We start from the raw sequence: 23,137 nt of genomic DNA, 5'->3' as shown, positions 1-23,137 counted from the left end.
TTATGCAATTTAAAGGCAGAAGGTATCTGTAAAAATTCAATTGGTTATTTTCATTTATATTGTAAAATGTTATCAATTACAACATTTTACAGTATGTGCGCGCTTTTTAGGTAAGAATGATTATTTTATATTTGTTAATAGAATACGATATTATGAAAAGGTATACAAGGACTTTATAAAATTTTGTTAATAATTTGACAAAATTTACTTTATAATTTTATGAAATTATTATTAATCTAGAGGCATATTTAAAAAATATGAATTACAAACTATAAATAATGTGTCTTAAAGTGGTTTTATATTAGTAAAAATGATATAATCATATAAAAATTGAAGACAATATGCATTTAACTAAAAATGCAATAATTATTGATTTTTAGAATTACTAAATATGAAATCAACTTTAAGGGGGTAAAGGTATGATTTCCATTGATATTATGTTATTTATTGATAATGATAATGTTCTAAGACATGTCAAATTTGGAGATTTAACGAGAACAGATAAGAGGATATATATTTTAAAAAAATATATAGGAAATGAAATCACTAGTTTTTTAGATGTAGATTTGAAAATAGATAGTGGTTATATAAAATGGGGGGAGCTATTTCTTAGATATTTTAAAACCGAGAATTTTACAGGCAAAGGATACATTTTATACATAACTCAGGCAGAAAGTGATGAAGATCTATATAGGGCGGCTTTTGACTGCTTATCAGAAGGAATGCAGATATATGATAAGAATGCACATCTTGTATTTTGCAATAAATTTAATGAGAAAATTGAAAAGATGGATAGAAGAAATATAATTGGAAAGCATTTATTGGATATTTATAGTTTAGAGGAAGATTATAGTACGATTTTAAATACAATGAAAAAGGGAGAAGCTATAGTAGATAGATGTGATAATTTTAAGAATAATAAAGGTGAAATAATTTCAACAATGAATTCAGGTTATCCTTTATTTCTAGGAAGTAATTTAATTGGAGCTGTTGGGTTAGTACAAGATGTGTCAGTTTTCCAAAAGTATAGGGAGAAAGCTGCAATTTTTAAGAATTTTATAGATACTAAAAAAAGTAATAAATATTTAAAGTCGCCAAAAAAGTACTATGCATTAAAATATTATAATTTTGATGATATAATTGGAAAAGATGAAAATTTTCTTGAAGCAATTAATTTAGCATGTAATGTTGCTGAAAGAGATTGTTCTGTACTTATATATGGGGAGACTGGTACTGGCAAGGAATTGTTTGCACAGAGTATTCATTCTGCAAGTAAAAGAAAATATAAGGAATTCATTGCAGTAAACTGTGCTGCTATTCCTGAAAATTTAGTAGAGGGTATATTGTTTGGTACAGAAAAGGGAGCCTTTACTGGAAGTTATGATAAGAAGGGACTATTTGAACAGGCTGAGGGCGGTACATTATTTTTAGATGAAATTAATTCAATGAGTCTTCAAATGCAGTCTAAACTTCTTAGGGTTTTGCAGGAGAAAAGTTTTAGAAGGGTAGGAGGAAGCAAAGATATTGAAAGTAATGTAAGGATCATTTCATCTACCAATGAAAAACCATTTTCATTGATTAAAAATGGCAAGATGAGAAGTGATTTATATTATAGAATAAGTACAATAACGATTAACATTCCTCCACTTCGGGAAAGAAAAAAAGATATTGAACTACTGGCACAATTATTTATGAAAAAATTATGCCGTAATTATTCAAAAAATATAAATGTAATGTCAGATGAAGTTATCAAAGTATTTAAAGAATATGATTGGCCGGGAAACGTAAGGGAGCTGCAGCATTGTATTGAATATATATTTAACACTATAACTGAGGATACTATATATATAAGTGATTTACCCCAATATATGAAAAAGAAAGCTAACAGGGACTGCAAAAAAGGTTTGCAGCATAAAACACTGGAACAGATACTTAATGAATATGAGAGAGAAGTAATAAAAACTGCTCTTAGAAAAAATAAGAATAATGTGACAAATACAGCAAAATACTTGGGAATGAAGAGACAAAGTCTGCAATATAGAATGAAAAAATATGGATTATAGATGCATAATGATTTTGCACTTTTGCAAAATCATTATGCATCTTTTTTAAAATCATAGGATATGAAAATGCAATAAGCTAGAATAAAACCTGATATTTTCAGCATTTTTAATATATTCACACAATACTGAAGCTGGCATGACTTTTGCTATAAATTATTTTATTAATTAGATACAAAATATAAAATAAGGTAGGTGTTGGATTATGTTATTATCAAGCTTTGACAATGTAGTTATCATTTTATGCTCAATTCTACTAATTTTTATTGGCTGGTATTTTTCAAGGGCAGTAAAAGATATGGAGAGTTTTTATCTAGGTAATAGGAGTCTTCCATGGTCTCTTACTGTTGGAGCACTAGTTGCAACTTGGTATGGTGGAGTTGGAACAATTGGAACAGTTGAGTATTCAGCAATGTATGGATTATCTGTTTGGGTTATTTGGTGTGTTACCTCCCATTTAGGACGTATGCCATTAGCACTTTGGGTAGGACCTAAAATACATATTAGAACAGACATTACAGTTCCAGATTTATTGGAGAGTGCATATGGCAAGGGAGTTGCAGTCCTTGGTGCTATATTAATGCTTACGTACTGCACTCAAATAGGTCAGTTAACGTCATTTGGGTTTATAGGAAAGGTTGCCTGGGGAATTAATAATTTTACGGCAGGTATAGTATGTATTGTAATGGTTATTGTAATTGCAGTTTTAGGGGGACTTATGGGAGTTGCAGTTACTGATATGTTAATGTTTTGGTGTATGTGTTTTGGACTTACAATGGTGCTGCCTGGACAATGGGATAGTGTTGGCGGATGGGCTGGACTTCAGCATGCATTATCTAAAACTCCAGCGTTAATGGATCCATTAGGTGGACTTACGCCTATGAAAGCTTTAATGCTCTGTGTACTTTCATTTGGAGTTTATGCCGATCCAACATTTTACCAAAGATTTTCTGCATCAGATTCACCAAAATCAGGAAGACGTGCACTTCTATCATGCTTTGTTTTGTGGGTTTGTTTTGATATTGTATTAACTCTTACAGGACTCATTGTTAAGGTAAGGTATCCAAATATGGTACCTGGAGAAGGATATATAAAACTTGTATTAGGAAGTTTACCTCAAGGAGTAAGGGCATTATTTATAATTGGTCTTGCAGGTTCAATAATTTCTGCATTAGATGGATATTACCTTTCAGGTGGAGCAACTCTTGCAAATGATATATACGGTAGGATTAAAGGAAATGTTACGCAGGACAAACTGGTTCTACTTACAAGAATAGGTATAATAATAGAATCAGTAGCAGCATTGTCAATTGCATTTAAATTTACTACAGCACAAGATGCATTTATATTTGTAAGCAGTATCTGGATGGCAGCAGGATTTGTCCCAATAGTTGGTGGACTTGTTTGGAAAGGTAAGAAAACGGCATTAGGAGGTTATCTTGGGATACTTGTAGGGGGATTTGCATTTGCATATTTTAAGTTATTTCCTATTAAGGCTTTCAATGTGGAAGCACTTGTTGTTGCACTGCCATTGTCTTTAATAGCATGGATTTTAGGCAATAAGTTTGGTAAGTCTATTCCTGAAAAAGTAGCTAAGGAGGTAGTATAATGTCAAAGAAAAATGATAAACTTGAAATTTCCTGGTTTGGAATTGATGGGTTTCTTGTATTGCTTTATTTTATAGTAGTAGGGGTAATTTATTATGCAATTTCAGCTCATAATGACTTTATAGTGGGAAGGTTAATTCCCTATGGGATTATGATTGCTGTAACTTTAATTTTTATAAATTATCTTGGAATAATATTTAAATTTTCTAGAAAGTCTAAAGGCAATAAGGAAAAATAAATTTTTATTAGGAGTAGATATTATGGATATAAGAGCATTCCCTATTAAAGTTGAAAAACAAGAAGCAGAGAAAAGAGCTCAAGCTATGGGAGGAGTTTTATGGAAAGTTATATTTTTAAATAAAAAGCTTTCTGAGGTTAGAAAACATTTTGTTGAATTTAAACTTGTGACCCTTGAAATTATCCATAAACCAACAGTTATTGAAAGAATGGTATCAAAAAAAGCTCATGAAAAAAAACAAACAATTACTTTGCTTGCCAATGGATCAACAGGATCTGTTTCATGGGTAGATAGTATGCCTGACATAATTGAATTAAAGGAAGTTGATAGTAATACTATTCAACTGTCTGATAAAGATGATGATTATCTTATATTAAAAGCAAGAAAGCTTGCATTAAAAGTTGTGCACAGGCATGTCGGAGGAATACCAGAATTCAAAGTTTTAAAAATAGAAAGTGTTTTTAGACCATATTGGGTTGCTCTTTATGGTGATGTGGCAGAAGGCAATAAGGTTCGATATATGCCTATTGCAGCTGATGGATGTGGATCACATAGGAGTATGTAACTAAGATGAAGAGGTGATACTATTGGAATATGAAGATGAGAAAGACTGTATTCAATATGCAAAAAAGTTAAAGCAGGTAGTTATAGGATGTAAAGATATTACTCTTGAGGAGTTTATAGCAATATCAAGGTATAAGGCAACAGTTATATTATCAGATGCTTTTAGAGAAAGAGTTACTAAATCGAGAGGACTGGTAGAGAAATTTTTAAAGGAGAAAAGAGTTATATATGGTTTAACTACAGGATTTGGTGATAACTGTGATAAGATTATTGAGCCTGAAGATGCAATTATTCTTCAGAAAAATATACTGAGATCCCATGCTTGTTCAATAGGGGAAGCATTAGAAGGGGAGTGTGTTAGGGCAATTCTATTAATGATGATTTTGAATATGGGACAAGGTTATTCAGGAGTAAAACTGGATACTATTGAAACTATAGCTAGCATTTTAAATAGTAATATAGTTCCATTTGCGCCCTGTCATGGGTCAGTAGGATATCTTTCAGTAGAAGCACATATCAGCTTAGTTCTTATAGGTGAAGGTAAGGCTTTTTATAATGGCAAACTAATAGATGGTTATGAGGCATTACAATTGGAAGGGATAAAACCAGTTGAATTAGGTTGTAAGGAAGGACTTGCTTTGGTTTCCGGAACTACTTCGGTTACTGCCCTAGCTGCATTGGCAATATACGATGGAATAAAGGCTGCAAAAACTGCAGATATTATCGGAGCAATAAGCCTTGAGGCTTTAAGGGGAACTACAAGAGCATTTGACCCTAGACTGCAGTCTGTAAGACCCCATGAGGAACAGAATATGACAGCTAGGAATATTCTAAGGATACTTGAAGATAGTGAAATTGCCATAAAATATAAAGATTATAGACTTCAGGATGCGCTTTCTTTAAGATGTATACCTCAGCTGCATGGAGCAGCTAAAAAAACTCTAAAAGATGCTGCAAAAACAATAATTACTGAAATCAATTCCTGCTGTGATAATCCTGTTATATATCCAATTAAAGATGATGGTGTTGCACTTATGGGTTGTAATGCAGATGGATCATATGTTGGAATTGAAGCAGATTCCTCATGCATTGCTATGACAAGCATTGCCAAAATGTCAGAAAGAAGAATAGATAGGCTTGTAAATCATCATATAAGCGAATTGCCGGCATTTTTAATTGAGAAGACTGGACTTAATAATGGTTTTATGATTCCACAATATACGGCTGCAGGACTTTTAGGGGAGATGCGTATATTGTCAACACCAGCAAGTATTGATAACACTCCAACATGTGCAAATCAAGAAGATTATGTGAGCATGGGTTACAATGCTTCAAGGAAAGCGTATAAGTGTGTGGGATTATTGGAAAACATATTATCCATTGAGTTATTAAATGCACTTCAAGCTGTTGAGTTTCTAAAACCACTAAAGATGTCTACGGCAACAAAATCGGTGTATGATTTGATTAGAAAAGTTGTTCCTAAGATAGAAGATGATGAGCATTTATATCCTTATATTGAGTATATAAATAATCAAATACATGAAGGCAATATTTTAGAAGAAGTTGAAGATGTAATAGGTGTTTTGGAAATTTAAAATGTAGGCCTTAATATAATAAGGGCATGAAAGTAAGCAGGAAACTTTCATGCCCTTATTATATTATAAGAAAAATGTTATAATCCAGAAAGGGATGTATATGAAAAGTCAGTATCAAATAGAATTATAAAAAGATCTCGTTTTAAAAGTTAATTTTATATACTATAATGAACTTTGTATAATAATTGGATTTATGTTTTGAAAAACAAGGTGGAAAGTAAAACTAATTCAAAAATTTTTTGTAGGAGAAATTTAATGGAAAAAAACTTTAAAGCTATGGTAACTATTTTTATAGGATATTTTTTATTGTCACTGTTTTCTAATACATTATCACCTTTTATAACAACTATAAAAAGTACGTATAATGTGTCATCATATGTCATTGCATTTATACCATCAGTAGTATATTGTGCCGCACTTATAACAAATATTGTAGGGGCAAAACTTATGCCGTGGCTGGGAATTAAAAATGGACTGTATCTGGGAATTGTATTTGAAATTTTTGCAAGTCTTATAATTGTATTTTCCAAATCATTTTATGTTATTTTAACTGGATATTTTATGGCAGGATTGGCAACCGGGATGGCATGCTTGTATTTGAGTACGATGCTTTCACTTCTTCCACAAAAATATCAAAAATTTAGTTTTGCAAATGCATGCTTTGGATTAGGTGGAATTTTAATTTTGCCAATAGACAGATTTATATTAAAGATGGGTATAAAATTTAATTACACATATATTATTCATATATTACTTATATCTTTTTATATTATTCTTGTGTCAAAAATGGATAGAAGGACATTTTATAAAAGTAATTCTAAATGTAACACTTCTTTTTCTATATTAAAAAACCCTATGATTTTATTGCTTTGTATTGCGGTATTTTTCTATGTCGGAGCGGAGATCTCAACTACAAATTGGACAGGAACTTTTCTTGAAAAATATTATGGAATTAGTAAAATCGAAGTACCAAATATACTTTTAAGCTTTTGGATCTTGTTTACTATAGGAAGGAGTTTAGGAGATAAATTTTTAGAAAGGGTTGGACAACTTAGATTCCTTTCCATATCACCTTTAATATCAATTTTAGGAATTATTATTTTACTATTTGGAAAAAGTAAGCTTCAAGCTTTAACAGGATTTGCAATTATAGGAATATCAATATCAATTATGTATCCTGCACTGCAAGGATATATTGTGCAGCATGTTACTGAAAAAAATATACCTTCTGCATCTGCTGTTACTATGATTTTCAATAACTTGGGAGCTACATTTTTAACCTATATAATAGGTTTTGCAGGTGGTATAAAAATAACTTATGTATTTATAATACAAATATTGTTTTACATATACATAGCATTAATTTCTGTGTACTATAGAATTTTTAAACCTGGTAAAGTTTAGGTTTTGAAAAAACATTGCATTTTAGATGATTTTTGCTATTATGTTAATAGAGATAAAAACACAGTTTTGGTTGGTAGTCCAAAACTTGGCTTGTACTTTATAAGTTAGCAGTAACCTGCCCTCCTGGGGTTGTCCATTCTCTAGATTTTTTATTTGTTAAACAGGAGGAATATAAAATGACAGCTAATATTAAGCTAACAGTATTTTTTGAAGAGCCATTTTGGGTTGGCGTGTTTAAAAGGTGGGATTCTGATACAATATATCTTTCAAGGGTTGTATTTGGTGCTGAACCAAAAGACTATGAAGTATACGACTATATACTAAAAAATTTTAATGATTTAAAGTTTAGTAAACCGTTGGATATCAATTATTCTGATAAAAGCATTGATAAAAAGATAAATCCTAAAAGACTTCAGAGAAAAATTAAAAAAGAGACTAAAGACAATGGTATAGGTACAAAAGCCCAAATTGCCATGAAGCAGCAATATGAAGATTTTAAACTAAAAATAAAAAAGGTCTCAAGAGAAAAAAAGGAAGAAGAAAAAGAGAAAAAATTTAAATTAAGGCAGCAGAAAAAATTAATGAAGCACAGGGGACATTAACTAGAATTGTCAATAATTTAATTTGTTTGGTGTGGTTTTTAAAATTATCTTATGGCTATTTTTGCTAAGATGGTATCTACGAAAGGGTTTGATTTTTTAAAACCCTTTTTTTATCCGATCGCTACCATTGCTAACACGCCCCATCGCGCACAGTGAAAGCGACTATACCAAATCAAAGATTTGGTATAGTCGCTTTTCTATCAAAGTGGTGGGATAAGCACTGCTAGGCGCCTGGATAACGATTTCTAAGCATAAGTTGGAGTCAAAACTCAACCTTATGCCAAGAACTCTGTTTATAACAACGATGGAAAGCAAACTTGACATTGCAAAAAAACAGTAATATTCTAATATTACAAAGTCACTTTTCATTGTGATTGGAGGCATTAATTTGAAAAACAGGCTTGAAAAAATTAGAAAACAACATGGCATCACACAAGAGGAGCTAGCACAAAAACTGGAGGTATCAAGACAAACAATTGGATCCCTTGAAAATGGACGCTATAATCCATCTATATTGCTAGCTTTTAAGATTTCTAAATTTTTTAATGTGAGTATTGAAGAAATATTTATTTATGAGGAGAGTTCAGAAAATGAAAACTTTTAATTATGTATTTATCGTGGCAGTAGTTGTAATGCTAATTAGTTCAGCAATCGGTATGTTTTTTGTAGGTGGATATACGTCTAAAACCATACCTTTAATTCTTATGGCAATGGCGGTAGCTTCAATTACTAATGGCATATATCATAAATTTCTTGTGAAAGAAAAAGATAAAGATGAACGGAACATTGCTATTGAAAATAGAGCTAAGGCAAAGGCTTTTGATATTATGGAAATAGTATTTGGTATTCTTGTAATTTCATACGTTTTTTTGAGAGTTAATTTACTTACAATTTTCCTTGCAATTGCAGCATATTTGGTTATTTTTGCATCCTATATGGTGTCTTTTTCTAAGTATCATAAGGAAATGTAAAAAACAACAGATAGTGAAAGTAAAAACTTATTGACTATGAATAATAAGGCGTTAACTTTGAACAAACTAACTAATAACATATATAGATGTATACAGGCTTATTTTTATAAACAGAGTTTTTGGCATCAGATGGAGTTTTGATTCCACCTGATGCTTATTAACAGGATTCTTAGTGTTTCAGCACTTAGAAGGCGTTATCTTTTAGAAAAAATTGTTATCCAGAGACGTAGCTGCTCGCAACGTACACTTGGAGAAAAGTAGATATCCCAAATCTTTGATTTGGTGATAGTCGCTTTCACAGAGTGCGTGAGAGTATTAGATCAGGTAGTCATCGGATAAAAAACTTGAAGGATTTAAAAAATGAAAAAGCATTTGTGAGAGGATGAGTGAAGGTTGAAAAAAATTGAAAGTGAAATGAATAAAAAAAAGTGGCTGATTCTGATTACAGTTGTTTCTGCTACATTTATGTCAACACTTGACGGCAGCATTGTAAATGTAGCACTGCCGGATATGGCATCTAAATTAAATGTAGGAATGTCAGGTATTACATGGGTTGTTACCAGTTTTTTAATAACTGTTGCAGCAACTATTTTAATATTTGGAAGGCTTGGAGACATGATAGGAAAGACAAAAGTTTTTAAATTTGGAGTCGTTCTTTTTACAATGGGTTCACTGCTGTGTGGGCTCACAAGTTCACTGCCCTTACTTGTAACAGCAAGAGTTATACAGGCAGTAGGAGCATCAGCTACCATGGCTACTAATCAAGGAATCATAACTCACGTTTTTCCGGCTAATGAGAGGGGGAGGGCACTTGGAGTTTTAGGTACATTTGTGGCATTGGGTTCTATGGCAGGTCCTCCAATTGGGGGCATTATTGTTTCCGCTATAAGCTGGGAATATATATTTTTAATAAACATACCAATAGGAATAATTGTATTTATACTTACATTAAAGATATTTCCTAAAGCACATACTACTTCTGATGAAAAACTAGATATAAAAGGAGCTTTACTATTTGTAGTAACTACAGTTTCGCTGTTTGGAGCATTGGGACAAGGCCAGGTAAAGGGTTATGACAATATATTTATAATTTTAGCTTTTGTAATTTCATTTATAACTTTTGTATTGTTTATTATATTAGAACATAAAATAAGCATGCCAATTTTGCAATTGAGTATTTTTAAAAACAGTTTATTTTCAATAAGTATAATATGTGCTTTTATTTCATTTATTGCAATTAGTGCATCAAATATAATACTTCCTTTTTACTTTCAGGATACATTGAAATTTTCACCGGCAGCATCTGGAATGCTCATGATGGTATCTCCTATTGTTTTATCTGTAGTGGCTCCTTTTAGTGGATATATGTCAGATAAAATTGGATCCGAGATACTTACCTTATTTGGACTTAGTTTTACGAGTTTAGGGTTGTTTTTCTTATCTAGTTTAAATGAAAGGTCTTCTGTACTTTTGATTATAGGTTATATAGTAATTATGACTCTAGGAAATGGAATGTTTCAATCTCCTAATAATTCGCTAGTTATGTCTACTGTTAGTAGAGATAAGCTTGGAATAGCAGGAAGTGTAAATGCCCTTATTAGAAACTTAGGATTTGTTCTAGGTACATCTCTTTCCACGTTATTACTTTACAATAGAATGAGTCATAAAATTGGGTACAGAGTGGTGGATTACATAAAAGGCAGAGATGATGTTTTTATTTATGGCATGAGATCAGTATATATAAGTGTTGGTATTATGTGCTTATTTGGAGTTTTGATAACTGCATTAAGGCTTTACTATAGTAAAAAATTAAGGGGATTATATATGAAGGGGTGATTTAGTATGAGTTATAAAGTTTTGATTACGGAAAATATATATGAAGAAGGCAAGGAGTATCTTAGAAGTCATGGTTATGAATTAAAGATGGCTTCTGATATTTCAGAAAATGTTTTGGTAGAGGAAGTAAAGGACTGTGATGCAATATTAGTTAGAATGGCAAATATTACTGAAAAAATTATGAAATCAGGAACAAAGTTGAAAGTCATATCTAAGTTTGGTGTGGGAGTAGATAATATAGATGTTGAAGCTGCATCAAGTCTTGGAATAAGAGTCACCAATTCTCCTGAATCCAATAAGAATAGTGTGGCTGAGTATACTATGGGCCTTATACTATTACTTGCTAAAAGATTACTTATTTATGATAGAGAACTTAGAGATGGGAATTTTCAAATAAGAAAAAGTTTTGGAATGGATCTTGAAGGTAAAACCCTAGGAATTATAGGAGTTGGAAGTATAGGAGAGCTTGTTGCTTTAAAGGCTTCAAAGGGATTTGGCATGAAAGTTATAGGATTCAAGCGAAATATAGCTGCAAATCAAATCGATAATATAAAACTTACTGGAGATTTAGATTATGTACTTAAAAATTCTGATTTTGTAAGCTTGCATGTTCCACTTACAGAGAAAACAAAGGGTATGATAGGAAAAAGGGAGCTGTCTATTATGAAGCCTGAAGCATTTCTTATAAATACGGCACGGGGAGAAGTAGTTGATGAAGATGCCTTGCTTGAAGCACTTTTGCAAAATAAAATTGCTGGAGCTGCTATTGATGTATTTAAAGGAGAAGAACCATCGAAAGATAATCCTCTTTTTAAACTTGAAAATGTAATTGTAACGCCTCATACTGCAGCACATACAGAAGAAGCAGGTATAAGGATGTCTCTTCATCCAGCCATTGGTATAGATGAAGTGTTAAGCGGAAGAGAGCCTTCCTGGCCAGTAAATTGAGTTTGATGTTTCTAGGGGTGTATTTGCTTTACATAGGAGAGAAACATTTATGAGAAGAAACCATCACCGTGTAATTGTCTTAATATTAGAAGGGCTTCACAAGCAATGACTAAAGTTTACGATGAATTTCTTGTACCAAGTAACTTGAAGATAAGCCAGTTAGCATTACTTAGACATATAAACCAATTAGGACCAGTAAGTGTAAGTGACTTAGCTGTAGTCATAAGATTAGATAGAACTACCCTTGTGAGAAATCTTAAACCTTTAGAAAAAAGTGGATTTGTAGAAGATATATCAACAGAAAAAACTAGAAATAGACAACTTAGATTAACAGATAAAGGAATTGAAACTTATAAATATTCAGAAGAACTTTGGGAGAAGGCACAAAGTTTTTTAGAAGAGTATCTTGGCAAAGATAATATATCCACTTTTACGACATTACTTTCTAAAATTGAGGCTTTAGTTTCTTAAATTTTTTACCAGTTATCGTGTATATACACGCTAACTGGTATATACTTAAGTTTAAAGTTTTTAAATGGGATAAAAAAGTTAATTTTTAAACCAAACTGCATATATGAAAGCTAGGTAATTATGAAAACGGGAGATTATTATTATGCAAAATTATAATAAAAACAATTATGATCTATGCTATGAAAATCTTTGTATAGAATTTGCTAAGCATGACCCAGAAGAAATGGCAAATAAAAGCGGTGCTAAATATAATTTTGAAAAAAAGGAATTTACTTTAACTTATTTAAACAGAGAATATATAATTTCTTATCCACAGGGAAGAATTGTATTAAAAAATGATACACAAAGAAATTTATTTAGAGATAATGTAATGAAAAAAATGTTGATAATTAGTTATTTTCACAGATGTACTAAAGCCACCCACCAAAATAAATGGGTACCATACAGAGAATTAGATGGAGCTGTTTTATATAATGTTTCAGGTGGTATTACTACAAATAAATTATCACAATTCTTTGGGCATAAAGGAGATCTTTTCTTAAAAGTTGGACATATTCTTGGTGCAAAAAAGATATCATATGGAGATATAGCTTTAAAAATTGATGTGTTCCCGAACATTCCAATAATTCTAGTTTTATGGCTAGCAGATGATGAATTGGAGGCTAATTCTAATATGTTGTATGATCCTTCGGTGGTGAAAGAGCTACATCCAGAAGATGTGGCCTTGTTATCCTCTTTGCTAATTGATGAAGTGATTGAAATTGCTAAACAAATATCAGAATGATTAATAAACTATAGTAGTGAAAAAATGCTTAAATAATTTAACAATATGAAGTTAAAAAATAAATATATTAAGCCAAATTTATAAAAGGTGGTAGTCAATATGAATATAATTGAACAAATGATTCAAAAAAAGGCTTACGAACTGGGCTACGAAAAATGTGGTATTATTCCGATTGGTTTGATGGATGGATATGCTAAAAAATTTGAAGAACGTATTGAAAAAGTTCCAAAATCAAAGATGTTTTATCAAAATCAGCAGCGTTTAGTTAATACATTGGCAACATATCCATGGGCGAAGTCTGTAGTAGTACTTGCGGTACAATATGGAAAATATAAAATTCCAGAGGTAGTAAAGGGACACATAGGTAAGTCATATTTATTTGATATACGTGTTGATAAAAATACAAAAGAATATCAGAATAATCGAGCATTGGAAAAATATATGCAGGAACTTGGTTTAAAGGTAGAGACAAATCAAAAATTTGGAGTGGTTGGAATGCGCTGGGCAGCTTTGCAAGCTGGAATTGGTATTGTTCGCAGAAATAACTTCTTATACACAGAATCTGGTTCATGGGTTCATCTTGAAGCTTGGGTAACTGACAGAGAAATGGAGTTAAAGGAAACAAATGATGTTTTACAGTGTCCAAAGAACTGCAATCGCTGCATGGCATCCTGTCCTACAAAATCTCTTTCTGATCCCTATACTATGTCACCAACTACATGTATTTCTTTTTTGACAACCTTTGGTGGGCGTAATTTGCCCCAGGAACCATTAAGTAGAACATTTGGAAATTGCATTTATGGTTGTGATATTTGTCAGGACGTATGTCCTATGAACAAAGGAAAGTGGAAGGAAGAAGAAGAATTTCCTGGCCTTGCAGAATTATCTTCTGTATTAACTCCAGAGAATATTTTAAATATGGAAGAAGACTTTTATCGTAAGAAAGTCCAACCAAAATTTTTCTATTTATCATCAGAAGAACTTTGGAAATGGAAAGTAGATGTATTGTGCTATATGCGTAATAACTATAAGGAAACTTATAGACCACTTATTATAAATGCCTGCAATAATGAAAATTATAAGGTACGTGAAATGGCTTACTCAATTTGTAAGGAACTTTGTTTACAATAATTATTATTTTTTTAAAAATTCTAACTTGACAAATGTGCTAGCACCTGTTATCATATTATATGTTAACCGCTAAAGTATAGAAATTAACAGCGGATACAGATATGCCGAAGTGGTGGAATTGGCAGACGCAACGGATTCAAAATCCGTCGTTGGTGACAACATGCGGGTTCGACTCCCGCCTCCGGCACCATGAATATCAACGTTTAAGGGCATTTTGGAATTTATTCCAAAATGCTCTTTTTGGGTTTATGTCCTCCAAAAAAATATCACAAATTAAAACAGATTAAAACAAGATAACAAAAAAATGATCTTGCGTTAGAACTTAAAAAATTTAAAAGATGAAATTAGAGGAGTAATTGAGAGGAGTGCTAAAAGATAAAAAAAGATATATCGAGATATATGAATATAATTTAACGTAATTGAAATATTTAAATGAAAAATAAGTATATCAATTTGCAAAATTGTTATGCTGCAATAGTAACATAACTTGTCAAATCTCTTAACAATGCGAAACTGGCAGAGCTTTTTACATATAGGAGAATTTCTATGAAAAATGAAGTGAATTTAAAACCACCAAGAACGTTTGACGAACAGATTGAAATTCTTAGAAGTAGAAACATAATTATAAATGATAAAGAGAAAGCTAGAAAAATATTGAGTACGGTTAATTATTATAGACTTACGGGGTATGCTTTACATATAAAATGTGGTGAGCATTATATGAAAGGATATACTATAGAATCAATATTTGGCATATATAGTTTTGATAAAAGAATGAGGAATATTTTAATGGATGCACTTGAAACTGTAGAAATTTCTATGAGGACAAGTATAGCATATGTTGTAGGTCATAAATATGGACCTGATGGATATATGTATGCGGATAATTTTAAAATGGTTGACAAAAATAGAAAATATCATAAGAAGTTTTTACAAGAGTTAGAAAGAGAAAAGAAAAGTAATAAAAGAGAATTATTTATAGAACACTATATAAATAATTATCATGGGAGTTTACCTATATGGGTTGCAACGGAAATAATGACTTTTGGTATGTTATCAAGACTATATGCTAATTTAAAAACTTAGGATAGAAGTAAGATAGCTAATGATTTTATTGGTGTTAATCATAAAATTGTGGTCAGCTGGTTAAGATCATCATCAATTCTAAGAAATATATGCGCACATTATGGTAGATTGTATAATAGAAAGTTTAATCTAGTTCCTGCTATTCATGAGGATTTATCAAATTATAAGATAGAAAAAAATAAATTGTTTGCCAACGTTGTGGCTATTAAATATTTACTTCCATATAAAGATGAGTTGGACAGGCTTATAAATGATTTAGATAAGGCAATACAAAAATGGGCGAGATTTATAGATTTAAGCAAGAAGCCTTCCTTTTATTTTTTTAACTGTTCTAAGGATGACGAGGACTAAAAAAGTGCTGGTGCTTGAAGAAAACATACAGCTATTTATTATTTAAAAGTATATAGGGGAGAAGAAGATATATATTATATATAAAGTAGAATTTATACAATAATTTATATAAATTCTTATCAGTGGCAAAAAAGAGTAGAATAATATAAAGTATCTGCTTAGTTTAAAAGCTGATATAATGCTATATAAAAAACAAATCAATGCTGTAAAATAGCATGTATAATAATATATCCATATTTGAACTACGTTGTTTATCTTATAAATATATGCTAATTTTATTTTGTGAAAGGTATAAAAGCTAGTTTTATAAAGCTGCAGAAGAGAGACTACAATTTAGAGATTATTGAGGTATAAAATAAGTGAAAAAGAAAGTGTTTGTCCAAAGCTTCCATGCGAGGAAATCCGAGCCTAGTATAAGACCGAGGAGCATTACTTCCTGGATTTGGTCCGGAGCATCCCATTAAAATCAAAGCTACTGGCCAAGCTTTTTGTCTGAGTGCGAGAAAAGTTAAAGCTTGGCCAGTGCTACATAAAATCTTTATACTATAAATTTATCTATTCATCCTTATATACAAATATCAAAATATAATTAAAAAAAAGTAACTAAGAACACTCCAAAATTGAATAATGCAGTGTTCCAGTAAATTGTTTAATTTTTATAATTGAGTTATAAAATAAGAATTTCTCGACACTTGCTTATTTTCAGATCACTCAATATAACCTTTATTTTTTTTAGAAGAACAATCATAGTTTTTACTTATTTCACTTATAAATGTTGAGCCTAAAAGCAGTACAGCACCTATAATCTGAAACACTGTCATATTCTCACCGAAAATAATAAATGAAGTAAATAATGATGTTATTGGATCTATATAGCTCAAGGCTGCAATACTTTGTCCCCTTAACCCTTTCATTCCATAAAAGAATAGATAAAATCCAAGTCCTGTATGAATTATTCCCAATATGATAATACATGCAACTGAAAGCCCCGTTATTTGAAATAGGTTAACCCTCTCCGTTACAAAAACATAAGGTATAAGCATTACAGTTGCTAATGACAACTGTAACAGTGTTATTTCCAAACCATTCATATTTTTAATGAACTTGTTAGTCAACATCAATGTTGCATAAAATACCGCTGCAGTGATTCCATAGCAGATACCCAATAAATGATTATATTCTGTACCGCCATTTCCTCTATTTTGTACAATTAAAAACATTCCAAATACCGAAATGCTTATACATGCAGCTTTTTTAAGTGAAATTTTTTCTTTCAGTACAATAGGCGACATAACAATGACGAAAACCGGAGCAAAGTAATAACTTAAAGAAGCATTTGCAATAGTTGTATGTTTATATGCCTGAAAAAGAAAGATCCAATTAAATCCCAATGCAAAACTCGATAATAACAATACAGGAATATTATTCTTAATATTTGTCCAAGATATTTTTTGCTTGTTAACTATAGTAATAGTTAACAGAAATAAGCTTCCTATAAAACCTCTGAGAAGAGCTATTTCGCTTGAAGCTAAGTCAATGTATCTGACAAAGATTCCAATTGTACCAAAGATCATCATTGATAATATAAAATATATTTTTAATTTCATTTTAAGTTCCCACTTTCTACTAATATGATATTTTATATAATAGAATATAAAACTTCCCATACAGTAGAATCTATTGTTTATTAGAGAACTTTTTACAAATACCTAACAGTAATGATAGATTCTACTGTCTTGGTATTCGTGGTGGGGAAAGCTTTTTTATTATAATATTATACACTCTGTATTCCTCCTATTAAAAATTTCTATAAAGCATTAATTTTATTCAATAGTGTTATTGCAGCTTCGAGTAAAGCAAAACTAGGCAAAATATCAAATTTATTCAGACTTCTTGTCCATCATATATGCTATGTATAATATTTCTCACGATAAATTATGATTTTTATTCAATCATTGTACAAATTATAACACCTTTTTTGCAGTATTTCACTAATTTTTGTATTAACCCAAAATACATTCATAGTTTTAATACCTCATTATTTACTTACCAAAGAACAGCGTTCGCAATTTTAATGGTTAGTACGTATTTATTTCATTTTACGAATAGTAAAAAAATTGAAGTCAATAATCTATGATGATGTGAAAAGCTATATGTCTTTTAAGTTAACATATAAAAAACACGTAATATGTTTTATTATACAAATATTGATCTCTATATGTTTATACAAGTTAATAGCATCTATGTGCTTTAATTTAATGGATTAAGAGTTTATTCTGTTTCCAAACGGGTATCTTACTATTGAATATGTCAGCATTTATAATTATTCTCTCAATCATAGTATCCGATTAAAATTATAGCAGTAGCCAGGGCTTTTATTTGAATGTAGGAAACACTAAAGTTTGGTCACTGTTTCAGATCAATAAATAATTAAAATTAAAAGAAGAACCGGATGTATTCAGTTCTTCTAAGTGTAGCCTGTGGGTACCTCTCATAATTTTAAGAATACTGTATTCTTAGCTAAATATTTCTTATATCATCCCAAATTAAAGAGTGGCAAAATAATCCCTATCAAACTTATCCAAATAATATTTCCTATCTCCATAATTATTTATTACATATTCTATATAATCACACACTTTAATATAATCTGCTTCATATAAGTTTCTGCCTTCTTTTATTGTCTTAAATTGAAGTGTAATTGGTGCTTTTACTAAATTTATAGTATCAATATTTTCTATTTTAAGTACATCTGTAATATCACAGGCAAATTTCATATAGTATTTCATTGTTAACGTCAAAATACATATGAACAATTCTATTTCTGAATTTTGCCATAGCAAAGTAAGTATTTATATATTTTTTTTCAATAATACCTTGGTTTGCAAGTATCTCAAAATGTATTTTTATTTTAAAATATACAAATACGTATCTAGGCTTCTATTTACTGCTGCAGCAACAATACCTATGAAATCCTCTAAATTATTTTCAACACTTGCTTTTTCAAGAGCACTCATATATTCATTTCTGTCTTCCATTCTTATAACAGTGATTGGATATCCACATCTCATAAGGATTAAATTCATAAGTAATCTTCCACATCTGCCATTTCCATCTATGAAAGGATGTATAAAAGTAAATTTATGATGAAATTCTGCTGCAAGCTTTATAGGATGCAATTTATTTTTATTTTCGTCATACCACTTGATTAAGTCTTCCATTTCTTGTGGAACTAAGAAGTGCTCTGGAGGTCTATGTTTGCTGCCGCCTATGAGTACATTTATATTTCTGTATCTTCCTGCATTTTCATTGTTTATAGTTTTAAGAATAATGTAATGTAAGTTTTTTATAACACTTTCAGTAATATCTATATTTTTATCAACTATATCTTCAATGTAGTCCATAGCCTCTTTGTGATTAATAACTTCAAGATGTTCTCTAAGAGTTTTTCCTTTTCCAATAGTGATTCCATCTTCCAAAATAACTTTAGTTTCAGTGATTGTAAGGGTATTTCCTTCAATAGCATTTGAATTATATGTAAGTTCCACATCAAAATACTCTTTCAAATTTTTAATAGCAGTTTTATCAAACGGTCTTTTACTATCAAGTATTTTTTTCTTTTTATCTATCTCTTTAATCATAATATCCCCCTTACAAATGAAATTGTTATTTATAAAATACTCTTAAGCGTATTATACCATACAAAATTTATATTTATGGTAAAATATGAATATCTCGTAATTAGTATTATCAACTTTACTGAATTTATTTAGCAAATACTAAAAAATTTTTCCTATAACTATATGATATCCACTCTTCTTATTTCACTAATTTATATATAAATCATTTATTTAGAAGTGATTATATAGGACACAAATTCCATACTGAAAATTTAGCAATGCTAAAATCACCAAAAATCAATACACTAGTGGATTTTAAATTTCAAATGTAGTATTATTAGTAAGTTGTACATACTAAATATAACAGCAGGGAGATAGAGATGGTTACATTAATATACAAATTTGATGAATACATTCTTTCGTATATAGCAAATAATATGCATAATCAGATTTTAGACAAGGTTATGATTGCATTTACTTCGCTTGGTAATAAGGGGCTTATATGGATTGCAATTTCCATAGCACTTATAGTAAGTAAAAAATATAGAAAAGTTGGAATTATGGTCTTAACAGCTATTATAATAGGATCGATATTTGGTGAAGGATTGATAAAACATATAGTTAAACGTACAAGGCCTTTTTATCTTGACCCCACTATAAAACTTTTAGTTGCAAAACCGGCTTCCTATTCATTTCCATCAGGACATACTACGGCATCTTTTGCAGCAGCTAGTATATTATCCAGGTATTTCAAAAAATATGCGCCAGCATTTTTTGCTGTAGCAATTTTAATAGCTTTTTCAAGAATATATTTATATGTGCATTATCCTACAGATGTGCTTGCTGGAATAGTGTTAGGACTTGTATCTGGCAAAATAACAATATATTTATTTAAAAAGTTGAAAAAAGTATAATTGCTAAGATAATCCATGAATTAGTTAGATATTATAAGATTGAGAGATTTATTTTATAATAATTAGCAAAAACTATTTTTTTACAACATGTAAACGATATATAAAACTGTTGACGATATAAGTTTAAAAGTGTAATATAAAGTCAGAAATTAGTTAAATATTAAAAATAAAATAAATTTATACAATGAAGTATGAAAAAGCGACGAAGCTTCTCAAAGAATTTTATATTCTGGGAAGCTTTTTTTGTTTCTTTGATAGCTATCAGGAAACCATATAGTTTTTTATAAATATTTTTTTAAAATTGGAGTATGATTATTGTGAAAAATTTTAATATTAAACCAAAGGTTTATTTTGATACTGATGCTTTAAATCATTTGTGTGAATTAAAATGTAAGAAAGCTTTAATTGCTGCAGATCCATTTATGGTTAAGTCATCAACGGTTGATAAAATTACTGAACAGCTTGATAAGGCACATATAGAGTATGATATATTTTCAGATATAGTACCAGATCCTCCTGTTGAAGTTATTGTAAAAGGAGTGCAGGAAGCTGTTAAATTTAAACCAGATGTACTTATAGCACTTGGAGGAGGATCAGCTATTGATTCTGCAAAAGGAATAATGTATTTTTGTCAGTATGTAAATAATGAATTGAATAACGAAACGAAAGAGCCTCTGTTTATAGCAATTCCGACAACAAGTGGTACAGGTTCCGAGGTTACTAACTTTTGTATTGTAACTGATAAGCAAAAAGGAGTCAAATATGCTCTTGTTGATGATAATTTGACACCAGATCAGGCAGTACTTGATATTGAACTTGTGAAATCAGTACCAAAATCTACTACAGCGGAAACAGGAATAGACGTACTTACACATGGAATTGAAGCATATGTTTCTACAAATAGATCAGATTATTCTGATGCACTGGCAGAAAAGTCAATAAAAATGGTGTTTAAATACTTGTTAGCTGCATATGAAAATGGAGATGATGAGGAAGCTAGAATGAAGATGCATAATGCATCCTGTATAGCAGGTATGGCATTTACAAATGCTTCCCTTGGATTAAACCATGGCATGGCGCATGCACTTGGTGGAAAAATTCATATACCACATGGAAGAGCAAATGGACTACTCCTTCCATACGTAATAGAGTATAATGCAAACCTTAAGAATTTGCAAGGAAAGGTAAAGCCTTTTAGTGCGGCATATAGGTATACTGAAATATCCAAATTTTTGGGGCTTCCTGCATCTAACCAATTTGAAGGTGTTAGAAGTTTGATTGCAGCAGTTAAGATATTGATGAATAAGCTAAACTTACCTAAATGCATTAATAATTGTGAAGTTTTATGTGGAAATTTAGACAGCGAGATTCATGATTTATCAATAACTGCACTAAATGATAGATGTACAAAAACAAATCCGAGGGTTCCTAAAATAAAGGATGTTGAAAATTTGTTTAAGAGGGTTTTTTCTATAGAATAAATTAAATCTATAACTTTATTAAAGGAATGGTGACTTTGGAAAAAAGAGATAGAATAATTGAAGAATTTGTTCCTGGTAAGCAGGTAACATTATCTCATATAATTGCACATCCAGATAAAGATATTTATCAAAAATTAGGATTATCTGGTGAATACAATGAAGCAGTAGGTATATTGACACTGACGCCAAGTGAAGCTGCAATAATAGCTGGTGATGTTGCTACCAAATCAGGAAATGTAAAAATAGGATTTATGGATAGGTTCAGTGGAGCTCTGGTTATAGTTGGAGATATAGGAAGTGTAGAAACTGCACTGGATGGAATAATTCTCTTACTTAGAGATGTACTTAATTTTACAGTATCACCAATAACAAAATCATAGGAGGAGAAGATTTGAAAAGAGTAATGTTTGTAGGCAGAACAGGCTGTGGTAAAACTACGCTGTATCAGGCTATACATAATAAAGATATTAAATATAAAAAAACCCAGGCAGTGAACTTCTTCAGTGATACTATAGATACCCCAGGTGAATATGTAGAAAATGTAAGATACTATAGAGCTCTTAATAATACTTCTTCTGATTGTGATGTTATAGCACTTGTACATGATTGTACGAGTAAAGTAAGTATTTTTCCACCTGGTTTTAGCTCTATGTTTTCCAAACCTGTTATTGGAATTATAACAAAAATTGATTTGTGTAATGATGAACAAACACTAAAAGCAGCAGAAAATTTTTTAGTTAGCGCAGGTGCAAGGTATATTTTTAAAGTTAGCTCAATGAAAAGTGAAGGTATTAATGCATTAAAGAAATGGCTTGATATAAATTAATACTATGTATTTGAAATTTTATGCTACAATGAGGTAGAAAGTGATTAAAGGGAGAGGATAGTATGAAAAGAATAGTGATAGCCGACGATGAACCTATTACTAGGATGGACATTAAAGAAATACTCGAATCGTCCGGTTACAATGTTGTAGGTGAGGCGGTAGATGGATTTGATGCAATAGAACTATGTAGAAAAAATTTACCTGACTTAGTAATTATGGATATCAAAATGCCTTTAGTAGATGGACTAGCTGCTGCAAAGATAATTAATGATGAAAATATTGCAGGTGCAGTATTAATTCTAAGTGCATATAGCGGCAGTGAATTTATTGAGAGGGCTAAAGAGGCACAGGTCATAAGTTATGTAGTGAAACCTGTGGATGAAAAAAATTTAATACCAGCAGTAGAAATAGCTATATCGAAATCAGAAGAAATGATGGATATGAAAAATAATGTAAAAAATGCTGAAGATAAGCTTGAAGCTAGAAAGAGAATTGAAAAGGCAAAGGGATTATTAATGGACAAATATAAGATCAGTGAAGGTGAGGCTTTTACACGACTTAGAACATTAAGTATGAATAAAAGGTGCTCTATGAAAGATATTGCTTCAACTATAATAGTATCTTTTGATATATGATTGGGTATACATT

Annotated in this window: 22 protein-coding genes, 1 tRNA gene and 1 pseudogene; 21 read left to right on the top strand and 3 right to left on the bottom strand. The window is 30.7% G+C overall.

Annotated elements, in window-relative coordinates; all coding sequences use genetic code 11:
* Positions 1–419: 419 nt before the first annotated feature.
* From CLCOS_RS12095 to CLCOS_RS22815, 16 genes and pseudogenes are all read left to right on the top strand, one after another.
* Positions 420–2,063, top strand: coding sequence for a sigma-54 interaction domain-containing protein (locus tag CLCOS_RS12095; protein WP_013239917.1), 1,644 nt, complete (start codon positions 420–422; stop codon positions 2,061–2,063).
* A gap of 295 nt (positions 2,064–2,358) precedes the next feature.
* A complete protein-coding gene (locus CLCOS_RS12090) occupies positions 2,359–3,669 on the top strand; it encodes a sodium:solute symporter family protein (protein WP_242872337.1) in 1,311 nt (436 codons plus the stop codon).
* On the top strand, positions 3,669–3,905 hold the full coding sequence (locus tag CLCOS_RS12085) for a hypothetical protein (RefSeq protein ID WP_013239915.1): 237 nt from the start codon (positions 3,669–3,671) through the stop codon (positions 3,903–3,905). Before CLCOS_RS12090 ends, CLCOS_RS12085 begins: the two co-directional genes overlap by 1 nt.
* Before the next feature lie 22 nt (positions 3,906–3,927).
* On the top strand, positions 3,928–4,470 hold the full coding sequence (locus tag CLCOS_RS12080; RefSeq protein WP_063600101.1) for a hypothetical protein: 543 nt from the start codon (positions 3,928–3,930) through the stop codon (positions 4,468–4,470).
* Between the two features lie 22 nt (positions 4,471–4,492).
* Positions 4,493–6,064: an HAL/PAL/TAL family ammonia-lyase gene (locus CLCOS_RS12075; RefSeq protein ID WP_063600102.1), complete on the top strand. Its 1,572-nt coding sequence runs from the start codon at positions 4,493–4,495 to the stop codon at positions 6,062–6,064.
* 255 nt (positions 6,065–6,319) lie between these two features.
* Positions 6,320–7,468: an MFS transporter gene (locus CLCOS_RS12070; RefSeq protein ID WP_023162166.1), complete on the top strand. Its 1,149-nt coding sequence runs from the start codon at positions 6,320–6,322 to the stop codon at positions 7,466–7,468.
* 176 nt (positions 7,469–7,644) lie between these two features.
* Positions 7,645–8,070 carry a YjdF family protein gene (locus CLCOS_RS12065; RefSeq protein WP_013239911.1) on the top strand — a complete coding sequence of 142 codons (426 nt, stop codon included), beginning with the start codon at positions 7,645–7,647 and terminating at the stop codon, positions 8,068–8,070.
* 388 nt (positions 8,071–8,458) lie between these two features.
* Entirely contained in the window at positions 8,459–8,674 is a 216-nt protein-coding gene (locus CLCOS_RS12060) for a helix-turn-helix transcriptional regulator (RefSeq protein WP_013239910.1), read from the top strand.
* Positions 8,661–9,041: a hypothetical protein gene (locus CLCOS_RS12055; RefSeq protein ID WP_013239909.1), complete on the top strand. Its 381-nt coding sequence runs from the start codon at positions 8,661–8,663 to the stop codon at positions 9,039–9,041. Before CLCOS_RS12060 ends, CLCOS_RS12055 begins: the two co-directional genes overlap by 14 nt.
* A gap of 393 nt (positions 9,042–9,434) precedes the next feature.
* Entirely contained in the window at positions 9,435–10,877 is a 1,443-nt protein-coding gene (locus CLCOS_RS12050) for an MFS transporter (RefSeq protein ID WP_013239908.1), read from the top strand.
* 6 nt (positions 10,878–10,883) lie between these two features.
* Positions 10,884–11,825, top strand: coding sequence for a hydroxyacid dehydrogenase (locus tag CLCOS_RS12045; protein WP_063600103.1), 942 nt, complete (start codon positions 10,884–10,886; stop codon positions 11,823–11,825).
* A gap of 105 nt (positions 11,826–11,930) precedes the next feature.
* Positions 11,931–12,296 (top strand): MarR family winged helix-turn-helix transcriptional regulator, encoded by a 366-nt coding sequence (locus tag CLCOS_RS12040; protein WP_013239906.1) that lies wholly within the window; start codon positions 11,931–11,933, stop codon positions 12,294–12,296.
* A gap of 142 nt (positions 12,297–12,438) precedes the next feature.
* The gene (locus CLCOS_RS12035; protein ID WP_013239905.1) at positions 12,439–13,080 is read left to right on the top strand and encodes a DUF3786 domain-containing protein; all 642 of its coding nucleotides are present in this window, start codon (positions 12,439–12,441) and stop codon (positions 13,078–13,080) included.
* Between the two features lie 99 nt (positions 13,081–13,179).
* Complete coding sequence (locus CLCOS_RS12030) at positions 13,180–14,211, top strand: epoxyqueuosine reductase (RefSeq protein WP_023162163.1); 1,032 nt, start codon at positions 13,180–13,182, stop codon at positions 14,209–14,211.
* Positions 14,212–14,314: 103 nt separating this feature from the next.
* A tRNA-Leu gene (locus CLCOS_RS12025) sits at positions 14,315–14,401 on the top strand.
* 356 nt (positions 14,402–14,757) lie between these two features.
* Positions 14,758–15,648, top strand: a pseudogene (locus CLCOS_RS22815) (Abi family protein).
* Between the two features lie 707 nt (positions 15,649–16,355).
* On the opposite strand, the gene CLCOS_RS12015 reads toward CLCOS_RS22815, so the two are convergent.
* The 3 genes from CLCOS_RS12015 to CLCOS_RS12005 all read right to left on the bottom strand — a co-directional run bounded on the left by CLCOS_RS12015 (position 16,356) and on the right by CLCOS_RS12005 (position 19,289).
* Positions 16,356–17,255: a DMT family transporter gene (locus CLCOS_RS12015; RefSeq protein WP_063600104.1), complete on the bottom strand. Its 900-nt coding sequence runs from the start codon at positions 17,253–17,255 to the stop codon at positions 16,356–16,358.
* A gap of 939 nt (positions 17,256–18,194) precedes the next feature.
* A complete protein-coding gene (locus CLCOS_RS12010) occupies positions 18,195–18,449 on the bottom strand; it encodes a nucleotidyltransferase domain-containing protein (protein WP_242872336.1) in 255 nt (84 codons plus the stop codon).
* Positions 18,450–18,554: 105 nt separating this feature from the next.
* Positions 18,555–19,289 carry a Fic family protein gene (locus tag CLCOS_RS12005; protein ID WP_063600105.1) on the bottom strand — a complete coding sequence of 245 codons (735 nt, stop codon included), beginning with the start codon at positions 19,287–19,289 and terminating at the stop codon, positions 18,555–18,557.
* Between the two features lie 359 nt (positions 19,290–19,648).
* Here CLCOS_RS12005 and CLCOS_RS12000 point away from each other — a divergent pair, with 359 nt between their 5' ends.
* The 5 genes from CLCOS_RS12000 to CLCOS_RS11980 all read left to right on the top strand — a co-directional run bounded on the left by CLCOS_RS12000 (position 19,649) and on the right by CLCOS_RS11980 (position 23,124).
* Positions 19,649–20,182 (top strand): phosphatase PAP2 family protein, encoded by a 534-nt coding sequence (locus tag CLCOS_RS12000; protein WP_063600106.1) that lies wholly within the window; start codon positions 19,649–19,651, stop codon positions 20,180–20,182.
* A gap of 317 nt (positions 20,183–20,499) precedes the next feature.
* On the top strand, positions 20,500–21,663 hold the full coding sequence (locus CLCOS_RS11995; protein ID WP_153042934.1) for a 1-propanol dehydrogenase PduQ: 1,164 nt from the start codon (positions 20,500–20,502) through the stop codon (positions 21,661–21,663).
* A 26-nt stretch (positions 21,664–21,689) separates the two neighbouring features.
* Positions 21,690–22,043 (top strand): ethanolamine utilization microcompartment protein EutS, encoded by a 354-nt coding sequence (gene eutS, locus CLCOS_RS11990; protein WP_063600108.1) that lies wholly within the window; start codon positions 21,690–21,692, stop codon positions 22,041–22,043.
* A gap of 11 nt (positions 22,044–22,054) precedes the next feature.
* The gene (locus CLCOS_RS11985; RefSeq protein ID WP_063600109.1) at positions 22,055–22,489 is read left to right on the top strand and encodes a EutP/PduV family microcompartment system protein; all 435 of its coding nucleotides are present in this window, start codon (positions 22,055–22,057) and stop codon (positions 22,487–22,489) included.
* A 62-nt stretch (positions 22,490–22,551) separates the two neighbouring features.
* Positions 22,552–23,124 carry an ANTAR domain-containing response regulator gene (locus CLCOS_RS11980; RefSeq protein ID WP_063600110.1) on the top strand — a complete coding sequence of 191 codons (573 nt, stop codon included), beginning with the start codon at positions 22,552–22,554 and terminating at the stop codon, positions 23,122–23,124.
* The last annotated feature ends 13 nt before the right edge of the window (positions 23,125–23,137 follow it).

The sequence above is a fragment of the Clostridium coskatii genome, assembly GCF_001675205.1.
GTDB classification, from domain to species: Bacteria; Bacillota; Clostridia; order Clostridiales; family Clostridiaceae; genus Clostridium_B; species Clostridium_B ljungdahlii.
Note: the sequence above shows the minus strand (reverse complement) of the source record. Positions and strands in the feature narration are given on the sequence as shown.

Bases quoted from the DNA above. Each gene is read 5' to 3' on its own strand.
- CLCOS_RS12095 (WP_013239917.1), top strand. From the start codon at position 420: ATGATTTCCATTGATATTATGTTATTTATTGATAATGATAATGTTCTA.
- CLCOS_RS12090 (WP_242872337.1), top strand. From the start codon at position 2,359: ATGGAGAGTTTTTATCTAGGTAATAGGAGTCTTCCATGGTCTCTTACT.
- CLCOS_RS12085 (WP_013239915.1), top strand. From the start codon at position 3,669: ATGTCAAAGAAAAATGATAAACTTGAAATTTCCTGGTTTGGAATTGAT.
- CLCOS_RS12080 (WP_063600101.1), top strand. From the start codon at position 3,928: ATGGATATAAGAGCATTCCCTATTAAAGTTGAAAAACAAGAAGCAGAG.
- CLCOS_RS12070 (WP_023162166.1), top strand. From the start codon at position 6,320: ATGGAAAAAAACTTTAAAGCTATGGTAACTATTTTTATAGGATATTTT.
- CLCOS_RS12065 (WP_013239911.1), top strand. From the start codon at position 7,645: ATGACAGCTAATATTAAGCTAACAGTATTTTTTGAAGAGCCATTTTGG.
- CLCOS_RS12055 (WP_013239909.1), top strand. From the start codon at position 8,661: ATGAAAACTTTTAATTATGTATTTATCGTGGCAGTAGTTGTAATGCTA.
- CLCOS_RS12045 (WP_063600103.1), top strand. From the start codon at position 10,884: ATGAGTTATAAAGTTTTGATTACGGAAAATATATATGAAGAAGGCAAG.
- CLCOS_RS12040 (WP_013239906.1), top strand. From the start codon at position 11,931: ATGACTAAAGTTTACGATGAATTTCTTGTACCAAGTAACTTGAAGATA.
- CLCOS_RS12035 (WP_013239905.1), top strand. From the start codon at position 12,439: ATGCAAAATTATAATAAAAACAATTATGATCTATGCTATGAAAATCTT.
- CLCOS_RS12030 (WP_023162163.1), top strand. From the start codon at position 13,180: ATGAATATAATTGAACAAATGATTCAAAAAAAGGCTTACGAACTGGGC.
- CLCOS_RS12015 (WP_063600104.1), bottom strand. From the start codon at position 17,255: ATGAAATTAAAAATATATTTTATATTATCAATGATGATCTTTGGTACA.
- CLCOS_RS12005 (WP_063600105.1), bottom strand. From the start codon at position 19,289: ATGATTAAAGAGATAGATAAAAAGAAAAAAATACTTGATAGTAAAAGA.
- CLCOS_RS12000 (WP_063600106.1), top strand. From the start codon at position 19,649: ATGGTTACATTAATATACAAATTTGATGAATACATTCTTTCGTATATA.
- eutS (WP_063600108.1), top strand. From the start codon at position 21,690: ATGGTGACTTTGGAAAAAAGAGATAGAATAATTGAAGAATTTGTTCCT.
- CLCOS_RS11980 (WP_063600110.1), top strand. From the start codon at position 22,552: ATGAAAAGAATAGTGATAGCCGACGATGAACCTATTACTAGGATGGAC.